The organism is Mycolicibacterium sarraceniae (assembly GCF_010731875.1).
Lineage (GTDB): Bacteria > Actinomycetota > Actinomycetes > Mycobacteriales > Mycobacteriaceae > Mycobacterium > Mycobacterium sarraceniae.
The window spans coordinates 434897-457494 of sequence record NZ_AP022595.1 but is presented as its reverse complement, the minus strand read 5'-3'; the positions used below and the strand labels follow the sequence as shown (position 1 = coordinate 457494).

Sequence of the window (22598 nt, the reverse complement as noted above, 5' to 3'; positions counted from 1 at the left end):
TGTTACTGGAGTGGTGGTTGTTACAAATTGAGACATGCGACGGCGGACGATCCGATGCACCCCAGCCATAGCCTGCCGTCATGTTCCACCAGGCCAGTGGCCAGCGCGAACCGTGCATCGGTGGTCCGTAGCTGCGTGGTCACCCGGCCGTCGAGGTCGACGGCGATCGCCCACACCACCGGCTTGGGGTTGGGCATCCAGCTGTACGGCAGCCGCCACAGCAACCGGCGCAGCGCCGGGGCGCGCGGGGCCAGCCATTCGCCGACCGCGTTGCGCTCGCTGACCAGTGCCACCCAGATGCGGCCGTCGGGGGCTGTCGAAATATTGTCCGGATAGCCGGGGAGGTGTTCGATCAGCGGCACCGGTTCGCCGACCCCGGACTCGGTGAGCGGATACCGCGAAATCCGGCATGCGGTGGTCTCGGCGACGATCAGCGCCGACTCGTCGGCGGTCAGCGTCACCCCGTTGGCGAACCGCAGCCCGCACGCCAGCGTCGTCACGACGCCGTCGGCGCCCAGCCGGAACAGGGATCCACTGGCGCGGGCCTCCAGCACCGAGCCCTTGTAGTACTCATAGTGGAACCGGGACGTCGACTCGGTGAAATAGATTGTGCCGTCTGATGATTCGACGACGTTGCTGCAGAACCTCAGGGGCCGCCCGGCCACCTCGCTGACCAGTGTCTCGAACACTGCGGTGGCCGGATCCAGCCGCAGCAGTCCGCGGTGGCTGTCACAGATCAGCAGCCGCCCGTCGCGGCTGACGTCCAGACCCAGCGGTCGGCCGCCGGTGTTGGCCACCACCTCGGGTGCGGATCCGGGCCGGATCCGCATGATCGCGCCGTCATCGGTGCCGGTCCAGATCGCCCCGTCGGCGTCGACGACGACGTCCTCGGGGGCATGGCCGCCAACGTCGACAACCTTCAGCGGTCCGGACCGATCCGGTGCTGGCAGCGCTACCGACGGCGGCGGCTGCCACCGCACGGGATCGACCGGGGGCTTAGTGCCAGGCGTCGCCACGGGTCTGCAGGTGATCCCAGGCCTGGGTGAACACCCGGCGCAGGATCTGCTCGATCTCGTCGAAGACGGCCTGGTCGCTGATCAGCGGCGGGGCGAGCTGCACGACGGAGTCGCCGCGGTCGTCGGCGCGGCAGTACAGCCCGTTCTCGAACAGCTCGACGGACAGGAAGCTGCGCAGCAGCCACTCGGACAGCTCGTCGTCGAGGACCGCCTTGGTGGCCTTGTCCTTGACCAGCTCGATCCCGTAGAAGAAGCCCTCACCGCGAACGTCGCCGACGATCGGCAGGTCGAGCAGCTTCTCCAGGGTGGCCCGGAACGCCGGCGCCGTGGTCTTGACGTGGTCGTTGAGGCCCTCGCGTTCGAAGACGTCGAGGTTGGCCATCGCGACCGCTGCCGAGACGGGGTGTCCGCCCCAGGTGTAGCCGTGCGCGTACGTCGTCTGGCCGTCGTTGAACGGCTCGAACAGCCGGTCGGAGGCGATCATCGCGCCCAGCGGGGCGTAGCCAGAGGTGAGGCCCTTGGCGCAGGTGATGATGTCGGGCACGTAGTTGAAGTCGTTGCAGGCGAACATCGAACCGATGCGGCCGAACGCGCAGATCGTCTCGTCGGAGACCAGCAGCACGTCGTATTCATCGCAGATCTCCCGGACCCGCTCGAAGTAGCCGGGCGGCGGGGGGAAGCACCCGCCGGCGTTCTGCACCGGCTCGAGGAACACCGCCGCGACCGAGTCGGGGCCCTCCATCTCAATGGCCTCGGCGATCCGGTTGGCCGCCCACTGCCCGAACTCCTTGATGTCGGTGTCGTGGCCTTCGGGCGCGCGGTAGAAGTTTGTGTTGGGCACCCGGAAGCCGCCGGGCGTGATCGGCTCGAAGGGCGCCTTGAACGTCGGCAGGCCGGTGATGGCCAGCGCGCCGTGCGGCGTGCCGTGATAGGCGATGCTGCGGGAAATGACCTTGTACTTGCCGGGCCTGCCGGTCAGTTTGTAGTACTGCTTGGCCAGCTTCCACGCCGACTCGACGGCATCGCCGCCGCCGGTGGTGAAGAACACCCGGTTGAGGTCACCGGGAGCGTAATTGGCCAGCCGCTCGGCCAATTCGATGGCAGGCGGGGTGGCATACGACCACAGCGGGAAGAACCCGAGGGTCTCGGCCTGCTTCTTGGCGGCTTCGGCGATCTCTTCGCGGCCATGTCCGACCTGGACGACGAACAAGCCCGACAGGCCGTCGATGTAGCGCTTGCCGTTGCTGTCCCAGATGTGGACGCCGTCGCCGCGGGTGATGATCGGCGGCGTGATCCCGGCACCGTGGCGGGCGAAGTGGCCCCACAGGTGCCGGTCTGCCTTGGCACCGAGTTCGGCGGTCAGGTTCTGGCTGGCGGTGGTTGTCATCGTGTACCCCAATTGTATTGTTGCTTAACTAGTTTCAGATAGACCAGCGTCTCGGTGGAGGTCACTCCAGGAACGGCGCGGATCTCGGTGTTGAGCAGCTCCAGCAGCTCGGCGTCGTCCTCGCAGACGACCTCAGCGATGGCGTCGAAGGTGCCCGCCGTGAGCACCACGTAGTCCACCGCTGGGATCAGCGCCAGCTTCTCGGCGACCTTGGTGGTGTCGCCGGTGCAGCGGATGCCGATCATTGCCTGACGGGTGAAACCCAGCTGCAATGGATCGGTCACCGCGACGATCTGCATGACCCCGGAGTCGACCAGCCGCTGCACTCGCTGGCGTACGGCCGCCTCCGACAGCCCGACGGATTTCCCGATTGCGGCATACGAACGCCGCCCGTCCTGCTGCAATTTCTCGATAATGGCCTTGGACATATCGTCCAGTTGGACGGGCCCGTTTCCACCCGCCGCAACGGCGCGGACGGGAAACCGAGTGGCCGGTACACCCGAGTCGCGCATGCCCATGATTGTGCACGGAATCCGTTGTTTTAAGCAACCAGATCGATGAAATTGGTGGTGTTTAGCCGTCCATACTGCGGTAATGCGTAGCAGCCCCTGAGGGGTTCGGTTACCGTGGGGCGGTGACAACACGTGCCTCTGACAAGACCCGCATTGTGCGCAGCAGCTGGATCGACGGCGCCCCGGTGGCCACCGGCGGCAGCCGGCATCAGGTGATCAACCCTGCCGACGGCAGCATCGTCGCGGAGTTGGCGCTCGCCGAACCCGTCGACGTCGATATCGCGGTGGCGTCGGCTCGTGCGGCCCTGACCGGCTGGTCGCGGGCCACCCCGGTCGAGCGGTCCACCGTGCTGGCCAAACTGGCCGAGCTCGTCGACGCGCATGCGCAAGCGATCATCGCCGAGGAGGTCAGCCAGACCGGCAAGCCGGTTCGACTGGCCACCGAGTTCGACGTCCCGGGAAGCATCGACAACATCGCGTTCTTCGCCGGGGCGGCCCGGCACCTGGAAGGCAAGGCCACCGGGGAGTACTCGGGCGACCACACCTCCTCCATCCGGCGTGAGGCCGTCGGCGTCGTCGCGGCGATCACGCCGTGGAACTACCCGCTGCAGATGGCCGTGTGGAAGGTGCTGCCGGCCCTGGCGGCGGGCTGTTCGGTGGTGATCAAGCCCGCTGAGCTGACCCCGCTGACCACATTGACGCTGGCCCGTCTGGCCACCGAGGCCGGGCTGCCCGACGGTGTGCTCAACGTCGTCACCGGCGCCGGTTCCGATGTCGGCTCGGCGCTGGCGGGTCACCGCGACGTCGACGTCGTGACGTTCACCGGCTCCACGGCGGTGGGCCGACGAGTGATGGCCGCGGCGGCCGTGCACGGTCACCGCACCCAGCTGGAGCTCGGCGGCAAGGCGCCATTGGTGGTGTTCGATGACGCCGACCTGGACGCCGCGATCAACGGTGCGGTGGCCGGATCGCTGATCAACACCGGGCAGGACTGCACCGCCGCGACCCGCGCGATCGTCGCGCGCAACCTCTATGACGACTTCGTCGCCGGGGTCGGGGAGCTGATGAACAAGATGGTCGTCGGCGACCCGCAGGATCCCGACACCGACCTTGGGCCGCTGATCTCGGCCGCACACCGTGACAAGGTCGCCGCGATGGTGGCGCGCGCGCCAACCGAGGGCGGGCGCATCGTCACCGGCGGCGCCGCACCGGACCGGCCGGGCTCCTTCTACCTGCCCACACTGGTCGCCGATGTTGCCGAGACCTCCGAGATCTATCGCGACGAGGTCTTCGGCCCGGTGCTGACTGTGCGCGCCCATGACGGTGATGACGACGCGCTGCGCCAGGCCAATGACACCGTCTACGGGCTGGCGGCCTCGGCGTGGACCCGCGATGTCTACCGTGCCCAGCGCGCGTCGCGCGAGATCAACGCCGGCTGCGTATGGATCAACGACCACATCCCGATCATCAGCGAGATGCCGCACGGCGGGGTCGGGGCGTCCGGATTCGGCAAGGACATGAGCGACTACTCCTTCGAGGAGTACCTCACCATCAAGCACGTGATGAGCGATATCACCGGTGTCGCCGAAAAGAACTGGCACCGAACGATTTTCAAGCTTCGTTAGTTGCACGTCCCGCGGCCGTGGCGGCACTGGGCACCGCGGCACGGCGACTGGTTAGCGCCGCGCGGCACCGACACCGTCACCGTGCCCGGTGGTGTCGAGTCGATAGGGCAAGCCAATGTGGTGAAACTTCCCTAGGCCTGCGGTTCCTTGGTGAACCCCTCACCCGTCTCGGGATTGACCGCAGTCCGCTGCGGCGGCAGGTTCGACAGATCGGGTGCGATCACCGTCGGCATGTCGCCGGAGTCGGGCAGGCCGAAGTGGGCGACTACGGCAGTGGTCGGTTCGAGCACCAGATCGGCGCTGGAGCGCCGCGACAGCGTCTCGCCCTGGAAGAACCCCGGACTGATCAGCCGCCACACCACCATCAGGATGACGCCGAGCACCAGCGCCCCGATGCCGACGACGGCGACCGCGCCGAACCCGAACATCGTGACATTGTTGCCGTCGTCATCGGTCAGCCAATCCGGCTTGGCGTACTGGATAAGGCCGTATACGAAGACCACCAGCAGGATCACCCCACCGAGCAGCGGGATCACCCCCCGCATCATGAAGTCGCGGACGTTGCGGGTCAGGTTCTTGCGGTAGAACCAGACGCACGCGAAACCGGTGAGGCCGTAGTAGAACGCGATCATCAGGCCGACCGAGCCGATCAGCGCCGACAGCAGGTTCGAGCTGACCAGGGTGAACAGAACGTAGAACACGATTGACACCGCGCCCATGGCGATCGTCGACGTGGTGGGCGTGAGATACGTGCGGTGGATCTTCGCGAATGATCCCGGCAGCGCCTTGTAGACCCCCATCGACAGGGTGGTTCGCGCGGTCGGCAGGATCGTCGTCTGCGTTGACGCCGATGCCGAGGTCAGGATGGACGCCGCCAATAGCAGCAGGCCGATCTTGCCAATGACACTGTCGCCGAACAATGCCGGCCCAATCGCGGCGAAGGCGTCCGCGGCGTTGTCCGGGTTGCCCAGGCCGATGCCTTGGGTTCCGGTGCCGGCGAAGGCGACCGCCGCCACGCTGACCATCGCGTACGTCGCGAGCAGTAGGAACGTCGAGATCACCGCGGCCCGGCCCGGTGTGCGACCGGGATCGTCGGACTCTTCGTTGCAGGCGACGGCGGTGTCCCAGCCCCAGTAGATGAAGATCGCGGTGAGGATGGCAGGTGCGATCACCGTGCCGAAATCCAGCCCGCCAGGCCAGAACCAGGACAGCGACGGCATCATCGAGTAGCCCTCGGCCTGGTGGGTGTAGACCTTCACCAGCGCGACGATCGAGAACATCACCAGCACGATCAGCTCGATGCCGAGCAGGCCGTACTGGATTCGCGCCGACACCTCGATGCCGCGATAGCAGATATAGGTCATCACGACGATCCAGATGACGCCGGCCACCGTCGACCACAGGGTGCTGCTGGCCAGCGTGGCCGCTGATGTCCACCCCAATTCGCCGACGAAGGTGAAGGAATAGGAGCCGGCGATCTGCGCCAGGTTGGCCATCACGATGACGTCGGCGGCGATGATTCCCCAGCCGCCGAGCCAACCGACAAGCGGTCCGAAAGCCCGCGACGCCCACGTGAAGGTCGTACCGCAGTCCGGCTCGGCCTTGTTCAGCTCCTGGTAGGCGACGGCGATCATGTACATCGGAACAAACGCGATGAGCACGATTGCCGGCGCCTTCTCGCCCGCCAGCAGCGAGCCGCCGCTGGCTACGACCAGTCCCAGGGTCGCGGCCAGCGAGTAGGCCGGGGCGGTCGAGGCCATGCCGACGACGATGCTGGACACCAGTCCCAGCGCACCGCCCTTAAGTCCTTTGCTCTCGACGGTGTTGGACGACCCGGGAACTCCGGGCTCGAGAGTGAGCTCGCCTTTGCTCATGGCATCTCCTGTTCAAACGCCTGAATTGAACGACGAGATGAGAGTACGGTTTCAGTGGTGGATTCGCGTGTGATCTGCGGAATTGTTTTTCAGCAGGCAGCACAGCAATGGAATCAGTTGATTGGCAAGGCTTTCCTTGATTCGCTCAGGCGTTGAGATCACCGCTGTTCCAGGGGACGCGGCAGGTGTCGCCCCACTGAATGACACGATGCTCGGCGCGGTGGAAATGTGACACCCCGACGCGCATCAATCTTGCGTTGACGCACTAACTACTCGGCTAGGGTCCTCACTTGTGGATGTCGACCTTGACGCCGAACAGCGCGCCTGGTGCCGGCGCGCTGGATCTTGAGCGGGGTGCGCTGACCAACGCCGGCGACCTGCGCCGCGCGCTCGACGAGTTGCAGGTGCTGGCGCGCATGCCGCGGCGCGACGGCGCCATCCCGATCGACAACGCCGGATTCCGGCGCCGGCTGGCCCAGGCCGAGGCCGACCGTCGAAGTGGGCGTCGAAAAAGTGTTCAGCAGCCAATTGCGGCAGCGGATCGGCCCATCGATTTCGGTGAACGGGTGGATCTGGGCGGAGCCACCTCGGCGGCCAGCTGTCCTACGGGCAGGCCGGCATGTTGGGCGGCACCCACCCCGGTGTCCCAGCGGTTCTGGGATGGGCTGGCACAACACCGGATCCTGATCCACTACTCGCCGTCGGCCGATCGATACGTGTTCTATCCCTGCACATTGGCCCCGGGCACGCTGGCAGATGACCTCGAGTGGCGCGAAATCGGGACACCCACACCTAGAGCTGACGGTCGTCGCCGCACCTGAGAGCCATGCGTCAGCGTGCGAACATCAGCGCGCGCTTGACCTCCTGGATCGCCTTGGTCACCTCGATGCCGCGGGGGCAGGCATCGGTGCAGTTGAACGTCGTGCGGCAGCGCCACACCCCGTCGACCTCGTTGAGGATGTCGAGCCGCTCGGCGGCACCCTCGTCTCGGCTGTCGAAGATGAACCGGTGAGCGTTGACGATCGCGGCGGGCCCGAAGTACGACCCCTCATTCCAGTACACCGGGCAGCTGGTGGTGCAGCAGGCGCACAGAATGCATTTGGTGGTGTCGTCGTAACGGGCCCGGTCGGTGGGGCTCTGGATGCGCTCGCGGGTGGGCGCGTTGCCTGAGGTCATCAGGTACGGCTTGACCGCACGGTAGGCGTCGAAGAACGGCTCCATGTTGACCACCAGATCCTTCTCGACGGCCAGGCCGCGGATCGGCTCGATGGTGATGGTGAGCGGTTTGTCCTTCTTGGGTAGTAGATCCCGCATCAGCACCTTGCAGGCCAGCCGGTTGACGCCGTTGATCCGCATCGCATCCGAGCCACAGACCCCGTGCGCGCACGAGCGGCGGAACGTCAGTGTGCCGTCCAGGTAGCTTTTGATGTAGATCAGCAGGTTCAGCAGCCGGTCGCTCGGCAGACACGGCACCCGGAAGCTCTGGTAGCCGGCGGCGTCGGGATCCTCCGGATTGAACCGGGCTATTTTCATCGTCACCATCACCGACCCGTCCGGGATCGGTGGCAGCGCAGCTTCTTTCAACTCAGGTGCGATCGTCATTAATACTTCCGCTCCATCGGCTCGTAGCGGGTCTGCACGACGGGCTTGTAATCCAGCCGGATGTCGCTGAGCAGCTCGGCACCTTCCTTGTACGCCATGGTGTGGCGCATGTAGTTGGTGTCATCCCGGTTCGGGTAGTCCTCGCGGGCATGCCCGCCGCGGGATTCCTTGCGGTTCAACGCACCGGCGACGGTGACCTCGGCCAGCTCCAGCAGGAAGCCCAGCTCGATCGCCTCGAGCAGATCGCTGTTGTAGCGCTTGCCCTTGTCGTGCACTGAGATTCGGGCATACCGTTCCTTCAGTGAGTGAATATCGGTCAATGCCTGCTTGAGTGTCTCCTCGGTGCGGAACACCGCGGCGTTGTTATCCATCGACTGCTGCAGCGCGCCACGGATATCGGCGACCCGTTCGTTGCCGTGCTCGGAGAGGATGTCGGAGACCCAGTTCACCACCATGCCGGCCGGCGCATCGGGCAGGTCGACGAAGTCGTGGCCCAGCGCGTAATTGGCGGCGGAGATGCCGGCGCGACGGCCGAACACGTTGATGTCCAACAGCGAGTTGGTGCCCAGCCGGTTGGCGCCGTGCACCGACACGCACGCGCATTCGCCGGCGGCGTACAGGCCTGGCACCGTTGTGGTGTTGTTGCGCAACACCTGTCCGGTGATCGTGGTCGGGATGCCGCCCATGACGTAGTGGCAGGTGGGGTAGACCGGCACCAGTTCCTTGACCGGGTCTACGCCGAGGTAGGTGCGGGCGAACTCGGTGATATCGGGCAGCTTGGCCTCAAGGACGTCGGCGCCGAGGTGGCGCACGTCGATGTAGACGTAGTCCTTGTGTGGGCCGGCACCACGGCCTTCCAGCACTTCCAGCACCATCGAGCGCGCGACGATATCGCGCGGGGCCAGGTCGACGATCGTGGGCGCGTAACGCTCCATGAACCGCTCGCCCTCACCGTTGAGCAGCCGGCCGCCCTCGCCGCGCACGGCCTCGGAGATGAGGATTCCCAGGCCGGCCAGGCCGGTCGGGTGGAACTGGTGAAACTCCATGTCCTCCAGGGGAAGTCCCTTGCGGAAGATGATGCCCAGCCCGTCACCGGTCAGGGTGTGGGCATTGGAGGTGGTCTTGTACATCCGCCCCGAGCCGCCGGTGGCGAACACCACGGCCTTGGCATGGAAGATGTGGATGTCTCCGGTGGCCAGCTCGTAGGCGATGACGCCGGTGGCCACCGAGCCGCTCGGGGTCTCGGTCAACGCCAGGTCCAGGACGTAGAACTCGTTGAAGAACTGCACATCGTGCTTGACGCAGTTTTGGTAGAGCGTCTGCAGGATCATGTGGCCGGTGCGGTCGGCGGCGTAGCAGGCCCGGCGCACCGGCGCCTTGCCGTGGTCGCGGGTGTGGCCGCCGAAGCGGCGCTGGTCGATGCGGCCCTCGGGGGTGCGGTTGAACGGCATCCCCATCTTCTCGAGGTCGAGCACCGCGTCGATGGCTTCCTTGCACATGATCTCGACGGCGTCCTGGTCGGCGAGATAGTCGCCGCCCTTGACGGTGTCGAAGGTGTGCCACTCCCAGTTGTCCTCTTCGACATTGGCCAGTGCGGCGCACATGCCGCCCTGGGCGGCGCCGGTGTGCGACCGCGTCGGGTACAGCTTGGTAAGCACTGCGGTGCGTGCCCGCGGGCCTGCCTCGACGGCGGCGCGCATGCCGGCTCCGCCTGCGCCGACGATGACCACGTCGTAGCGGTGTTCGGTGATCATTTTTCGCCTCTGAAAACGTCGTCTAGGAGATGTTCGGATTGAAGGTCAGCAGTGCGTAGGTGCCGACCACCAGCACGATGAGCAGGGACACCGCCAGCAGTGAGTTGAGCCAGAACTTGGTGGAGTCCTTGCGTGCGTAATCGCCGATGATCGTGCGGATCCCGTTGCCGCCGTGCAGTTGAGCCAGCCACAGCAGCAGCAGATCCCAGGTCTGCCAGAACGGCGAGGCCCAGCGCTGGGCTACGTAGTTGAAGTCGATGCGGTAGACGCCGCCGTCCCACATCAGTCCGATGAACAGGTGGCCCAGCGCCAGGAAGATCAGGACGACGCCGGAGAACCGCATGAACAGCCAGGCGTACTTCTCGAAGTTGGGCATGCCGCCGCGTCGGCGCGGGGTGCGCGGATTGTCCAACCCGGCGGGGCGGTCGTGGCTGCGTTCCAGGATGGGCGCGGGCGGGCCGAGGCGGTTTTCGGGCGCGCTCACAGGAATCGCTCCGCCATGTGCATGCCGATGATCACCAGCGAGGGAACCATGACCAGCAGCCAGACGCCGGCTACCGCCCACAGCATTTGGCGTTGATAGCGGGGGCCCTTCCACCAGAAGTCGATGAGGATGATCCGCACCCCGTTGAGTGCGTGATAGAGCAGGGCCGCCACCAGGCCGATCTCCATCAGCCCGATGATCGGCGTCTTGTAGGTGTTGACGACCTCGTTGTAGGCCTGCGGGCTCACCCGGACCAGGGCGGTGTCGAGGACGTGGACGAAGAGGAAGAAGAAGATCGTCGCGCCGGTGATGCGGTGCAATACCCATGACCACATACCGGGATCGCCACGGTAGAGAGTGCGCCGTCGGCGGGTCGACTTCTCGCACGGTCCCGGCACGACCGGTGTCGCTGTACTCATCAGCGCCTCCAACACCATCGTTGCTTTTGGGTGGACTCTAACTCCGTTTGTGCGGTCGAAAGAACTACCGTGCAGAGATAACAGGTGGCTGTGCGGCTGATGTGGCCGTCCAACCGCAGCGGGACAACGGCGGCGAGGCGGTTAGTGAATGCATTCAGTATGGGTGTTGCGAGTGACACATGACGACTGAGAATCGATGGAAATCATTGCGCGCCAAGGCTATTGAGGCTTCTAGTCACGCCTACGCGCCGTACTCGGAGTTCCCGGTCGGGGCGGCCGCCCTGGTGGACGACGGCCGGGTTGTCGTCGGATGCAATGTGGAAAATGTCTCATATGGCCTAAGTCTCTGTGCCGAATGCGCGGTGGTCTGCGCCCTGACTTCCGGTGGTGGTGGCCGGCTGCTCGCGGTGGCGGTGGTGGACGCCACCGGGGCGGCATTGATGCCCTGCGGGCGCTGCCGGCAGCTGCTGCTCGAGCATGGCGGACCGACGCTGCTGGTCGATCACCCACGCGGCCCGCGCCGGCTGGCCGAGCTGTTGCCCGACGCCTTCGGTCCCGATGATCTGGCCCGGGTGGAGCGGGAAAAGCCGTGACGTACTTCACATTCGACGCTCCGACGATCATTCGGACCAAGCGCGACGGCTTCCGGTTGACCGACGAGGCAATCGACTGGGTGATCGACGGCCACACCCATGGCCGGGTCGCCGACGAGCAGATGTCGGCGCTGCTGATGGCGATCTTCCTGCGCGGGATGGACCGGGGTGAGATTTCCCGGTGGACGTCGGCGATGATCGCCTCCGGCGAGAAGCTGGAGTTCAGCGATCTGCGCCGCGACGGGCGCCGGTTGCCGACGGTGGACAAGCACTCCACCGGCGGGGTGGGCGACAAGATCACCATTCCCTTAGTCGCCGTCATTGCGGCCTGCGGTGCGGCGGTGCCGCAGGCCGCCGGCCGGGGTCTCGGGCATACCGGCGGTACCCTGGACAAGCTGGAGTCGATTCCCGGATTCACCGCTGAGATCACCAAAGCCCAAGTGCGTCAGCAGTTGTCGGAAATCGGGGCGGCCATCTTCGCCGCCGGCGAGCTGGCGCCGGCCGACCGCAAGATCTACGCGCTGCGCGATGTGACGGGCTCCGTGGAGTCCCTGCCGTTGATTGCCAGTTCGGTGATGAGCAAAAAGCTGGCCGAGGGCGCCGATTCCCTGGTGCTTGATGTGAAGGTGGGCCGAGGCGCGTTCCTGAAGACCGAGGCCGAGTCCCGCGAACTGGCTGCGACGATGGTGGAGCTGGGGCTGGCCCACGGTATCCCGACGCGGGCGTTGCTGACCGATATGGATATCCCGCTGGGCCGGACTGCCGGCAATGCCGTCGAGGTCGCCGAATCCCTCGAGGTGCTCGCCGGTGGCGGGCCCGAGGACGTGGTGGAGCTGACGGTCCGGTTGGCGGTCGAGATGCTGGATCTGGCCGGAGTCGACGGGTGCGACCCGGCGCAGACGCTGCGCGACGGCACCGCGATGGACCGCTTCCGGGCACTGGTTGTCGCCCAGGGCGGTGATGTTCACGCGCAGCTTCCGATCGGTGCCCATTCCGAGACCGTGACGGCACCGCGAGGCGGCACAATGGGGGATATCGACGCTATGGCGATGGGGCTGACGGTGTGGCGGCTCGGCGCTGGCCGGGCCCATCCGGGTGAGCGCGTGCAATCCGGCGCGGGGGTGCGTATCCACCGCCGCCCCGGCGAACCGGTTTCCGCAGGGGAGCCGCTCTTCACGCTGTATACCGACAACCCGCATCGGATCCCCGCTGCCCTGCGTGAGCTCGACGGTTCCTGGACCGTGGTGGATGTGGCGGCCGAGCGTCGACCACTGATCATCGATCGGATCGCCTGATGCCCACACCGCTGAGTCTCGCAACGATCGGGCAGGCGCCCAAGGCTCTGCTGCACGACCACCTCGACGGCGGGCTGCGCCCTGCCACCGTCCTGGAGATCGCCGAACAGATCGGCTACGACGGGCTGCCCGCGACCGATGAGGCATCGCTGGCCACGTGGTTTCGCACGGCGGCGCATAGCGGGTCCCTGGTGCGCTACCTCGAACCGTTCGCGCACACCGTGGCGGTCATGCAGACCGCCGAGTCGCTACACCGGGTCGCCTTCGAATGCGTCGAGGATCTGGCCGCCGACAACGTGGTGTATGCCGAGGTGCGGTTTGCCCCCGAACTGCATATTGACGCCGGGCTGTCCCTGGACGCGGTCGTGGACGCCGTGCTGGCCGGTTTCGCCGACGGGGAGAAGGCCGCGGCCGCGGTCGGCCGTCCCATCGTGGTGCGCTGCCTGGTCACCGCCATGCGCCATGCCGCTCGATCCCGCGGGATAGCTGAATTGGCCATCCGGTTCCGCGACAAGGGCGTCGTCGGATTCGATATCGCCGGCGCCGAGGCCGGCTATCCGCCGACCCGGCATCTCGACGCCTTCGAGTACATGCGAACCAACAACGCGCGCTTCACCATTCACGCCGGTGAGGCGTTCGGCCTGCCGTCCATTCACGAGGCGTTGGCCTACTGCGGAGCGGATCGGCTCGGTCACGGTGTGCGCATCGTCGACGATATCGAGGTGGCGGACGATGGCACGGCCCGGCTGGGCACGCTGGCCGCCATCCTGCGCGATAAACGGATTCCGCTGGAGATGTGCCCGAGCTCGAATGTTCAGACCGGCGCCGTGAACAGCATCGCCAGCCACCCCTTCGACCTGCTGGCCCGGCTGAGGTTTCGGGTCACCGTCAATACTGACAACCGCCTGATGAGTGACACCACGATGAGCCAGGAGATGGCGCGCCTGGTCGAGGCGTTCGGCTACGGGTGGAGTGATCTCGAGCGGTTCACCATCAACGCGATGAAGTCCGCGTTCATCCACTTCGATGAGCGGCTGGCCATCATCGACGAGGTGATCAAGCCGCGCTACGCCGTGCTGATCGGCTAGCCGGCCACCGATCGGCCACGGCGCCGTTGTTGTTTGCTCGATGGTCGCTATCACGCCCGCGTAGCGCGCGCAGTCGCCGCCGCGGGCGTACGATCCGATGTGCGGATGTCGGCCCGCCACGAATTGCCCCGCCACCTCGTGATACATGTCCGGGTGCTCGCGCGATGTAACTTGGTGTGATGTCCAAGCGCGCCGTTTTCAGGGGCGTGTCACCACATAAGCTCCTCACGGGCTTGGGTCGGGTGATCGTTCGCCACCCCCTGCTCGTGATCGCTGCTTGGCTAGTTCTGGCGGGGGCCATGATGGCCTTCATCGCCCCGCTTGGGGTCGTCGCGGCCCGCAACCCCCCGGGTTTCCTGCCCCAAGACGCTCCGGTGTTGGTGTCGGTGCGCGAGATGCAGGACGCGTTCCATGAGGCCAACGCGGGCAATTTCGCCGCGATCATCCTCAGCAACGAGAACGGACTGACGCCGGCCGACGAGGAGACCTATCGCCGGCTCGTCGACAAGCTCAAAGACGACACCAAGCACGTCACGTCGCTCCAGGATTTCGTCCACATCCCGGAACTCAAAGGGGTGATGACCAGTAAGGACCAGAAAGCCTGGAACCTGCCGGTCAGTATGGCCGGCACGATGGGCGCCCCTGACGGCCAGGACTCCTATCGCGCCGTCATGAAGATCGTCGGCGAGGAGACCACGAACTCGACGCTGAAGGTCAACGTAGTGGGCGGCGCCTCGACCATCGAGGACATGAACGTCATCGGCGCGCGCGACCAGCACATGATCGAGATCGCCACCGTCGGGCTGGTGTTCGTGATCCTGATCCTCGTGTATCGCAGCCTGATCGCCATGCTGATGCCGCTGATCACCATCGGCATTTCGCTGGTGGTCGCACAGCAGGCCGTAGCCGGTCTCGGTGAACTCGGGTTGGCGCTGGGCCCGCAGACGATCATGTTGATGACCGGCATGATCATGGGCGCTGGTGTGGACTACGGCGTCTTTTTGTATAGCCGATATCAGGAGCTCACCAAGACCGGGATGGGGTCCGACGACGCCCTGGTCGAAGCGCTGGTCTCGATCGGGGAGGTGATCGCCGGCTCGGCGGGCACCGTCGCCATCACTTTCCTGGGGATGTCCTTCACCAAACTGGCCATCTTCTCCACCGTCGGGCCGGCCTTGGCGGTGACGATCTTCGTCGGCTTCCTGGCGTCGATCACCCTGCTCCCATCATTCATCGTGCTGGCCGGCCGGCGGGGATGGATCAAACAGCGACGCGATATCACCGGCCGTCTGTGGCGGCGATCCGGCGTCCTGATCGTCCGCCGGCCCGTCGCGTTGCTGGTGACCAGCGTCGTGATCCTGGGTGCTTTGGCCGCCACCACGTCGGTGATGAAGTTCAACTACGACGATCGTAAGAACCTGCCCCAGGACTCCGCGAGCAACCGCTCCTACCAGGTGATGGACAAGCACTTCCCGATTAGCAGCACGTTGCAACAGTTCCTTTTCATCCAATCCCCGAACGACCTGCGCACCCCCAAGGCGCTGGCCGACATGGAACAGATGGCCGAACGCGTGGCGCAGCTGCCCAATATCGACATGGTCCGCGGTATCACCAGGCCCACCGGCCAGGTGCTCGAGCAGGCAAAGACCACTTATCAGGCAGGTGAGGTAGGCGCCAAGCTCGGCGATGCGTCCACCCTCATCCACTCCAACGACGACAACTTGTCCTTGCTCTCGGGTGGCGCCGGCAAAATGGCCGACGTGCTGGGTCAGATCCGCACCCAGGTCGTGGGATCGATCGCCAGTGTCCGCGGGCTGACCAGTGCGCTGGACGCCATGTCGCAGAAATACGGTGGATCCAAGACCCTGGACCAGATCGACAAGACCGCCTCCTTGGTGACCAATATGCGGACGCTGGGCGATTCGCTGGGCGTCAGCATTCTGCGGGTGACGAGCATCAGCGACTGGGCCACCCCGATGGTCCTCGCGCTCAATGTCAGTCCGCAGTGCGATGCGGACCCGGCCTGCGTCAACTCACGGTCGGACCTGCAGAAGATCGTCGACGTCAGTAACACCCCGGCTGTCCATGCCATCGAGGCATTCGCCCGCGAACTGTCCGCCACAGATGGGGCGCAGAAACTTGACGAGTCAGTGCGCCAGCTCAGCGCTGATGTGCAGAAGGCGACGTCGGCCGCCCGTGCGCTCGGGGTCGGCCAACCGGGCGGCGTCGAGAAAAAACTCAACGACGCGGTCACGGGCGCCAACCAGCTCGCCGACGCGAGTCGCCAACTCGCGCTGGGTGTACAAACCCTTGTCGACCAGACTCGCAACATCGGAGCGGGCCTTGATCAGGCTTCGTCATTCCTGTTGGCGATGAAGCGAGAGGCCACCGACCCGCCGATGTCGGGCTTCTACATCCCGCCGCAAGTGTTGACGATGGACGAGTTCAAGAAGGCCGCTAATCTGTTTGTCTCCGCGGACGGGCATTCGGCGCGGTATCTGATTCAGACGGCACTCAATCCGTTCGGCATCGAGGCGATGGATCAGGTCAAAGACATCGTCGACACCGCGAACGAGGCACGGCCCAATACCCAGCTGGCCGGTGCGCAGATTTCGATGGTCGGGTTCTCTTCGATTAACGCCAACGTCCGGGATTACTACGACTCCGACTTCATCTACATCTTGTTCATGACGCTGGCCGTCGTCTTCCTGATTCTGTTCGTGCTGCTGCGTTCACTCGTCGCACCGCTGTATCTGGTGCTCTCCGTAATTCTTTCGTATGGCGCTGCGTTGGGCATCGGCGTCGTGCTGTTCCAATTCATCCTCGGTGAGGAATTGGCCTGGGGTGTGCCGGGAATGGCATTCATGGTGCTCGTCGCTGTCGGCGCCGATTACAACCTGCTGTTGATCTCACGCATTCGCGATGAGGCGAAATACGGTGTGCGCTCGGCAGTTATCCGCACCGTGGGCGCGACCGGCGGGGTGATCACCTCGGCGGGTCTCATCTTTGCGGCGTCGATGATGGCGCTGACCGTCAGCAGCATTCTCACGGCAGCTCAGATCGGTTTCGTGATCGGCGTCGGTCTGCTGCTGGACACGTTCCTGGTGCGCACCCTCACGGTGCCGGCGGCGTGCGTGCTTGTCGGCGACGCCAACTGGTGGCCCTCCAAGCCGCCACGCGTCAAGATCGCGGCCGCGAAGGCGGCTGCCGCTGCCGCCGCTGCGACGGCGGTCGCGGTGCTCGACGACGAACCGGTGGAAGAGATGACCGAAGAGTTCGACGAGTTCGACGAGTTCGACGAGGATGAGCCTCCTACCGACCTGCACCCCGAAGTCGAATAGCCGCTGCCGGCAGCCAGGGGATGCCGCGTGCGGCGAAGCTGACCAGGTTGTCGGCGACGGCATCCTCAAGGTGGTAGCGGCTGTTGACCGGGTCGGCGTTCCACAGCGACGAGATCACCTGGCTCAGACCGTCGATGCGGAGCAGGTTGAACTCGGAGTCGTCCTCTAGTCCCATGGCGGCCAGCGTTGCGTGATGCGAAAGATCGATCGTCATCGGTGTCTCGAGTCCGTCGATCGCAAACCCGGTCAGGCCAGCGTCGCCTTCGAGGCGAACAAGCCTGGCGCCCGGCGCGTCTCGGATCTCATTGCCCATGGGATGTCCGGTCAGCACGGCCCGGCTACCGGTCACGGCGAAGGATCCCACGCCCTGCCGGTAGGGTTCGCTGACCTCGCCGACCTTGCCGCCCTTGAAGCGGTAGGAGATGTTGACGCCGCCCGGAATGCGTTGACTGCGAGCCGAACTCGGCGGCAGGAGGCCCAGCCAGGACCTCAGCAGTGCCAATGCGTGGTAGCGATATCCCATCTCGGACATCGAGATTCGGGAGACATCGCCGAGTGCACCGGCTCGGATGGCATCGCCGACCAAGCGGTACTGCGGCATATTCATGAAGTCTTCGCCGACCCGGATCTGGGCCCATTTCCGGAATTGGGTCAGCCTCGCGAGATCGTCGAGACGTCCCATGCCGGGGGTATCGATCACCAGCGCCGCGCCGGGGGCAAGGTGAGCAATCGATTTCAACACGGCGACGTTGTTGGTCACCGTCACTGACACCAGCGCCACGTCGATGTCTCCCGGGCGTAAGACGCGCGGGTCTTCGATCGCCTCGACACCCCAACGCTCGCCCGCGCGGCGTGCGTTCTCGTATGTGCGGGAGTGAATCCCGACGACCTCGACGTGGGAATCCAGCAGATTCAACGCAGGCAAGAATGCGTTGCGAACTCGGTGTCCGGAGCCGACGACGAGCGCCCGCAGCCGGCTACTGGGCTGCGTCACACAACGCCCGCGGCGGCCAGCACCCGAAACCCGACGGTCTGGGCGCGGATGTAGGTAGCCTGCGCCCGCGACAGCTGGTTCTTCGTGGTCGGCGGCAGCGGGGTGCCAGCCGGGATCTCACCGCGGTCCTGCAACGGGCTGGTGGTTCCCACCCGACTCTCGTCGATCAGGGCGAGCAGGGCCGGATCGGTCAGGTGGGCGCGGGCATCGGAAAACTCGGGCAGTCCGATCCGGTCGTTGGGCAGGCCGGCGGGCTGGAACGAGACCTTCAGCACGCGCCGACGCAGCGCGCCCCGGTTCGGAGACGCGCGGTGGAAGTAGGAGCGGTTCCACATCGCGGCCGTGCCGACCGGGCCGACCAATTCGACCGCGTCGCCGCCCGGGCGCATCCCGTTGTTGGGTCGGTGCGGGTAGAACTCGAACGCGCCGTCCCCGCTGCCGACCGGTGACAGCAGGATGAAGATGCTGATGAACGACGGGAAGTCGACGGTGTAAGCGCCGATCGTCTCGGTGTCGCGGTGCCAGCCCAGCGGTTTGTCGCGGTGAATGTGCGGTCTGCCCTGATTGGCGGCGATCTCGTAGCTGTGGCAGTGGTACAGCAGGGCGGTCGGGTGAATGCCGGCGATGACCTGACGAACGGGCTCGCTGAACAACTCGGCGAAGATCCCGGTCTCGGCCAGTGAGTCCGCACTCGCGTAGGACCGTCGTTCACCATCGGTTCCAGCGAAGATCGGATCGAGGCGGCGATTCCAGTCTTCGACCATCTCGACCGGCCAAAGTCCGGTCAAATCGGCGATGCCCTGGTTTGCCAGCAGGTCGGTCAAAGCCAGTGTCGACGTCACCAGTGATACCTCCCTCTGAAATCCGAAATCTCACGCTACAGGCTATCGGTGCTGGCTGCGAGGTCCGGAGGCCACCTGAAACCGGAAAGTGACGAGGTGGCGGGGGCCGATTACCTGGCTTACTTGGCGAAGACGAACAGCCGGTGCTGATAGCCATCGACGTTTGCCCAGTTCTCTTCGTGCACGCTGGTGTAGCCACGGTCCCGGAAGAGCGTCCGGATGTCTTCTTCGAGGTAGCTGTTCAGCCAGCCTCGGCTGATCCGGTCGACTGCCCCGAGCTTGGTGCGCCGGAACTGGTCATTGCTGTCCGGGCAGCCGTAGGAGATCACCGCGCGCGGGACGAACGCCGACAGCCAGTCGAGCACCGAGGGCACGTCGCGCAGGTACTCGAGAACACCCATGATGACGGCGACGTCGTAAGTGTCCTTGCCCAGATTGGGCAGGGGGCGCTCGTTGAGATCGCAGACGATGGTTCCCGGGCCCCGGTCGACGAGATCGGATGGTGTGTAGGTGCACGACGGGGCGAGGTGCTTTTCGATGGCCCGGGTGCCCGCGCCGAACTCGATCACCCGGCTGCCTTCTGGGATCAGCTCAGCGGCCCGTTGGGTCCGCGGTTCCCATTCCGAATAGAGGTTCCGGGTGTCGGCCCAGCGCTTGACGTCAGTCTTTTGGCGCAGTGCGGCGATAATCCCCAACTTCGGGATGTGCACTCGGCTCACTGAATTGTCACCCCACGGTTGTCGTTTTCAGAAGGTTAGCATTCCGCCGGGGTTGGTTTGCGGGGAAACGACGTCGATGTCAATGTGGGCCGGCCGCTTCGTGTCGACGTAGCGCGGGTTTACCCCGGTTTTCCTCACTGGTTGCTTCCTGGCTGGACGCGCCAACGCCAAATCTGCTGCCGATGGGCTAGGGGCCAGGTGTCTAGAATTGCGTTTGCTGATAGAGTCCTCCAAGCCTAGTCGGGGGCGGGTGCGCCGGTTCGTCGTGCTCGGTGTTGGTGGGAAGAGGGAAGTAGCCCGATATGCGCCTAGCGGCTCGTAGCACCGCAGCGGCGGTCGCCGCACTCGCAGTGTTCCTGTCCGTCGTCCTGGCCACGACCCCGACCGCTGCCCTCAAGCTTGTGCTCACAGGCACCACGGTTCTCGTGCTGGGCGGCACGGGGCATTCGCTGTCGCCGACCGAAGATACGAACGAGTTCGTCCAGAACTACACCAGTGCGGTCGGCAACTACGTCGACCCCGCGTCGGCGCTGGGCACCGGTATCCCGTCGGGTCCCTACAACTCGGTCGGCGTCATCACCCCCGAACAATTCGCCCCGAACACGGGCACGTTGACCTTTGATCAGTCGGTCGCCCTGGGGCGCCAGAACTTGGACAACTGCATCAAGGCCACGTCGTGCGATTACAACGACCAGGTGGGCTCGGTGGCGCCGGCCGTCGGCGACACGTTCGTGGTGTACGGCTTCTCGCAGAGCTCCACGGTCGCGACGCTCGAAAAGCGGGCCCTGGCAGCCGAATACGATCCCGGTCAAGGCCCTGACGTCAGCTTCGTGCTGATCACCAACGGCAACCGCCCGAACGGCGGATTCCTCGCGCGCGGGCCCGAAGGCGTCACGATCCCGTCGTTCCTGCCCTTCGGCGGTGCCACCTTCAACGGATCGACCCCGACAGACACCCAGTACGACACGGTCGACGTCGCCGCCGAGTACGACGGTTGGTCGGACTTCCCGGTCAACCCGCTCAACCTGTTGGCGGTCGCGAACGCGATGGCGGGCATCGATTACCTGCACCTCGGCGGCACCTACGACGACAGCACGTTGACCCAGCCGGGCGTCATCGACCAAGGGCAGTACGGCGATACGCACTACTACATGATCTCCACGCCGGTGCTTCCGCTGCTGATGCCGCTGAACAACTTCGGAACCCTGGGTCATGCGTTGGCCGACACCCTGGACGCTCCGCTGCGCGTGATGGTCGAATCGGCCTACGACCGCACCACCAGCCCGGGCGTACCGACGTCGTGGAACATCTTCTACCTGCCGAACCCGATCAAATTCGTCCAGAACCTGGCCATCTCGATCCCGACCGGCTTGGACAACGGCATCCAGGATCTGTTCGGTGTGCGGCCGTTCCGGACGACGCGGCCCGGGCCCTACGGCGTGGGCGGTGTGGGCGTCACCTACACCACCCCTGAGACCACCGAGCCGACGACCACTGCGGCAGCCAAGCAAACGGCCACTGACACGGCTGACGCGACCGCTACCGATGCGGCGGCCAAGAAGTCGAGTCCGGCCACGAAATCGGCCACGGCCACGAAGGCAGCGGTGCCGAAGACTGCAGCCAAGACCTCAGCGGCAGCCAGCGAGTCCAAGGACAGCGCGGCAGCCAGCGAGTCCAAGGACAGCGACACGAAGAGCGACGCCAAGTCGTCACAGCGCGGCGGCGCCAGCGCCGCCAAGCGCGCGAAGGCCGGCGCCGGCGCGAGCTAGTTACTCGCGGCGCAGCCGCGACTCGACGAACCGCTCGATCTCTTCCCACTCCTTCACCGCGGCCGCGTAGGGCCCGGCCGGGCGGGAGTTGCCGTCAGGATCGAGCACGTAATCGACCAACGTGCCGAGCGGGTGGTCCTCGCCCAGCAGCCGGTCGACGAGGTCCTCCTCGGAGTACTCGCCGACATCGCGGACGAATTCGATGGCCAGCTCGAGCTGATCGCGGTCGATCGTGTCGGGCCCGTCGGAGATATCGTCCGACAGCCCCGTCAGCATGTAGATGTTTTCCTCGGTGACATCAACCCGCAGTGAGCCGTCGGTGGCGGCGGTGTGGATGTCGTCGTAGGTGCTCAGGTCGGCCAGATCGTGGTCGCGCTGGTCGGCCAGTGATCGGGCCAGCGTGCGCTCCGAGCCAAACACGCTGATCCTGCCGTTACGGCCCAGGAAGATCGGTCGATCATCGAAGTAGCAGCGCAGCGTGTACACGGTTCCTGAGCCGATCGTGATGCGGATCGGATCGATACCGACCTCGGCCCAGAAGTCCGCGTTGCCGCCGAGCACCACGGCATCCTGCGGCGCCCGCTCGACCGCGGTCTCCTCGTCGTCCGAGTCCTCGTCGGCGTCACCGGTGGCGTCCTGGTCGATCTCGAGGTCGGCCGGCTCGTCGATCTCTTCCTCGTACGGCTCCTCGAGCTCGGCGGCGGCCAGCGTGGCGGCCCGCTCGTTGACCTCGGGGCTGGTGATCACCTCGTCGACGGCGGCCAGCACGCTGTCCCACCCGCGGCCGACGATCTCGCCGACCACGCTCCAGCGCTTCAGTCCGGCCTTGCCATTGAACTGCTCGAACCCGCCGGAGAGCAGCCCCAGGTTGGGGTTGCCGTTGAAGAACCGCGTCACGGGGGGCAGCTCGCATACCGAACCGATCGAGGAGACGACGGCCATGGTGTTGGCCAGCGCGGTCACCGACTCTTCGGTGGGCTTCTCCGACAGCAGCTCTTCGACGGACGCGAGGTCGACCTTGTGATTGTCCTTCGGCGTCAGCTTGTGGGCGTTAGCCGCGGTCAGGTCCTCCCACGCCGGGTGATCGGCCAGGTCGTTATCGGTGTTGGTCCGCACGAATGCGACCAGGTCGGCCACCGACTCGAAGGCGAAGAGGTCCTCGTCCTTGCCGAGGAACGCCTCCCATTCGTCGCCGCCGTCGCGCCACCGGGGCGCCCACAACGTGTACAGGTCACCAGCGGTCACGCCAATGCGAACCGGAACGAGCTCAGCAGCCATGCCGCA

Annotated in this window: 18 protein-coding genes and 2 pseudogenes; 8 read left to right on the top strand and 12 right to left on the bottom strand. The window is 65.5% G+C overall.

The window, feature by feature from the left end; all coding sequences use genetic code 11:
* Positions 1-20 precede the first annotated feature (20 nt).
* Genes G6N13_RS02445 through G6N13_RS02435 form a run of 3 tightly spaced genes read right to left on the bottom strand, consistent with a single transcriptional unit; the run spans position 21 to position 2831 of the window.
* Entirely contained in the window at positions 21-1016 is a 996-nt protein-coding gene (locus G6N13_RS02445) for an SMP-30/gluconolactonase/LRE family protein (protein WP_170310429.1), read from the bottom strand.
* A complete protein-coding gene (locus tag G6N13_RS02440; RefSeq protein WP_163694663.1) occupies positions 997-2403 on the bottom strand; it encodes an aspartate aminotransferase family protein in 1407 nt (468 codons plus the stop codon). Before G6N13_RS02440 ends, G6N13_RS02445 begins: the two co-directional genes overlap by 20 nt.
* Positions 2400-2831, bottom strand: a complete 432-nt coding sequence (locus tag G6N13_RS02435) for an Lrp/AsnC family transcriptional regulator (protein WP_163701572.1) — start codon at positions 2829-2831, stop codon at positions 2400-2402. The genes G6N13_RS02440 and G6N13_RS02435 overlap by 4 nt, the downstream gene beginning before the upstream one ends.
* Before the next feature lie 206 nt (positions 2832-3037).
* Between G6N13_RS02435 and G6N13_RS02430 the strand changes: the two genes are divergently transcribed.
* Positions 3038-4540, top strand: coding sequence for a gamma-aminobutyraldehyde dehydrogenase (locus tag G6N13_RS02430; protein ID WP_235677904.1), 1503 nt, complete (start codon positions 3038-3040; stop codon positions 4538-4540).
* A gap of 131 nt (positions 4541-4671) precedes the next feature.
* On the opposite strand, the gene G6N13_RS02425 is transcribed toward G6N13_RS02430, so the two are convergent.
* Entirely contained in the window at positions 4672-6414 is a 1743-nt protein-coding gene (locus tag G6N13_RS02425) for an APC family permease (protein WP_163694662.1), read from the bottom strand.
* 332 nt (positions 6415-6746) lie between these two features.
* On the opposite strand from G6N13_RS02425, the pseudogene G6N13_RS02420 reads away from it, so the two are divergent.
* Positions 6747-6957 (top strand): annotated as a pseudogene (locus tag G6N13_RS02420) (acyl-CoA dehydrogenase family protein); the annotation flags it as partial.
* A gap of 29 nt (positions 6958-6986) precedes the next feature.
* A pseudogene (locus G6N13_RS02415) lies at positions 6987-7193 on the top strand (hypothetical protein); the annotation flags it as partial.
* A gap of 52 nt (positions 7194-7245) precedes the next feature.
* Here the strand turns inward: G6N13_RS02415 and G6N13_RS02410 are convergent.
* Genes G6N13_RS02410 through sdhC form a run of 4 tightly spaced genes read right to left on the bottom strand, consistent with a single transcriptional unit; the run spans position 7246 to position 10673 of the window.
* Positions 7246-8016, bottom strand: coding sequence for a succinate dehydrogenase iron-sulfur subunit (locus G6N13_RS02410; RefSeq protein ID WP_163694661.1), 771 nt, complete (start codon positions 8014-8016; stop codon positions 7246-7248).
* Positions 8016-9770, bottom strand: coding sequence for a succinate dehydrogenase flavoprotein subunit (sdhA, locus tag G6N13_RS02405; RefSeq protein ID WP_163694660.1), 1755 nt, complete (start codon positions 9768-9770; stop codon positions 8016-8018). The genes G6N13_RS02410 and sdhA overlap by 1 nt, the downstream gene beginning before the upstream one ends.
* A gap of 22 nt (positions 9771-9792) precedes the next feature.
* On the bottom strand, positions 9793-10254 hold the full coding sequence (locus tag G6N13_RS02400) for a succinate dehydrogenase hydrophobic membrane anchor subunit (protein ID WP_163694659.1): 462 nt from the start codon (positions 10252-10254) through the stop codon (positions 9793-9795).
* Entirely contained in the window at positions 10251-10673 is a 423-nt protein-coding gene (gene sdhC / locus G6N13_RS02395) for a succinate dehydrogenase, cytochrome b556 subunit (protein WP_163694658.1), read from the bottom strand. The genes G6N13_RS02400 and sdhC overlap by 4 nt, the downstream gene beginning before the upstream one ends.
* Positions 10674-10852: 179 nt before the next feature.
* On the opposite strand from sdhC, the gene G6N13_RS02390 reads away from it, so the two are divergent.
* The 4 genes from G6N13_RS02390 (at position 10853) to G6N13_RS02375 (ending at position 16990) form a co-directional block, all read left to right on the top strand.
* A complete protein-coding gene (locus G6N13_RS02390; RefSeq protein ID WP_163694657.1) occupies positions 10853-11266 on the top strand; it encodes a cytidine deaminase in 414 nt (137 codons plus the stop codon).
* Positions 11263-12561, top strand: a complete 1299-nt coding sequence (locus tag G6N13_RS02385; RefSeq protein ID WP_163694656.1) for a thymidine phosphorylase — start codon at positions 11263-11265, stop codon at positions 12559-12561. The genes G6N13_RS02390 and G6N13_RS02385 overlap by 4 nt, the downstream gene beginning before the upstream one ends.
* Positions 12561-13649: an adenosine deaminase gene (locus G6N13_RS02380; protein WP_163694655.1), complete on the top strand. Its 1089-nt coding sequence runs from the start codon at positions 12561-12563 to the stop codon at positions 13647-13649. The genes G6N13_RS02385 and G6N13_RS02380 overlap by 1 nt, the downstream gene beginning before the upstream one ends.
* A gap of 266 nt (positions 13650-13915) precedes the next feature.
* Positions 13916-16990, top strand: coding sequence for an MMPL/RND family transporter (locus tag G6N13_RS02375; protein ID WP_322789294.1), 3075 nt, complete (start codon positions 13916-13918; stop codon positions 16988-16990).
* Here G6N13_RS02375 and G6N13_RS02370 read toward each other — a convergent pair.
* The 3 genes from G6N13_RS02370 to G6N13_RS02360 form a co-directional block, all read right to left on the bottom strand.
* Complete coding sequence (locus G6N13_RS02370; RefSeq protein ID WP_163694653.1) at positions 16962-17984, bottom strand: Gfo/Idh/MocA family oxidoreductase; 1023 nt, start codon at positions 17982-17984, stop codon at positions 16962-16964. The genes G6N13_RS02375 and G6N13_RS02370 overlap by 29 nt on opposite strands.
* Complete coding sequence (locus G6N13_RS02365) at positions 17981-18826, bottom strand: phytanoyl-CoA dioxygenase family protein (RefSeq protein ID WP_163694652.1); 846 nt, start codon at positions 18824-18826, stop codon at positions 17981-17983. The genes G6N13_RS02370 and G6N13_RS02365 overlap by 4 nt, the downstream gene beginning before the upstream one ends.
* A gap of 119 nt (positions 18827-18945) precedes the next feature.
* A complete protein-coding gene (locus G6N13_RS02360; RefSeq protein WP_163694651.1) occupies positions 18946-19545 on the bottom strand; it encodes a class I SAM-dependent methyltransferase in 600 nt (199 codons plus the stop codon).
* A 302-nt stretch (positions 19546-19847) separates the two neighbouring features.
* On the opposite strand from G6N13_RS02360, the gene G6N13_RS02355 reads away from it, so the two are divergent.
* A complete protein-coding gene (locus tag G6N13_RS02355) occupies positions 19848-21314 on the top strand; it encodes a PE-PPE domain-containing protein (RefSeq protein ID WP_163694650.1) in 1467 nt (488 codons plus the stop codon).
* Here G6N13_RS02355 and G6N13_RS02350 read toward each other — a convergent pair whose 3' ends face one another.
* Positions 21315-22592, bottom strand: coding sequence for a SatS C-terminal domain-containing protein (locus G6N13_RS02350; RefSeq protein WP_163694649.1), 1278 nt, complete (start codon positions 22590-22592; stop codon positions 21315-21317).
* Between the last annotated feature and the right edge of the window lie 6 nt (positions 22593-22598).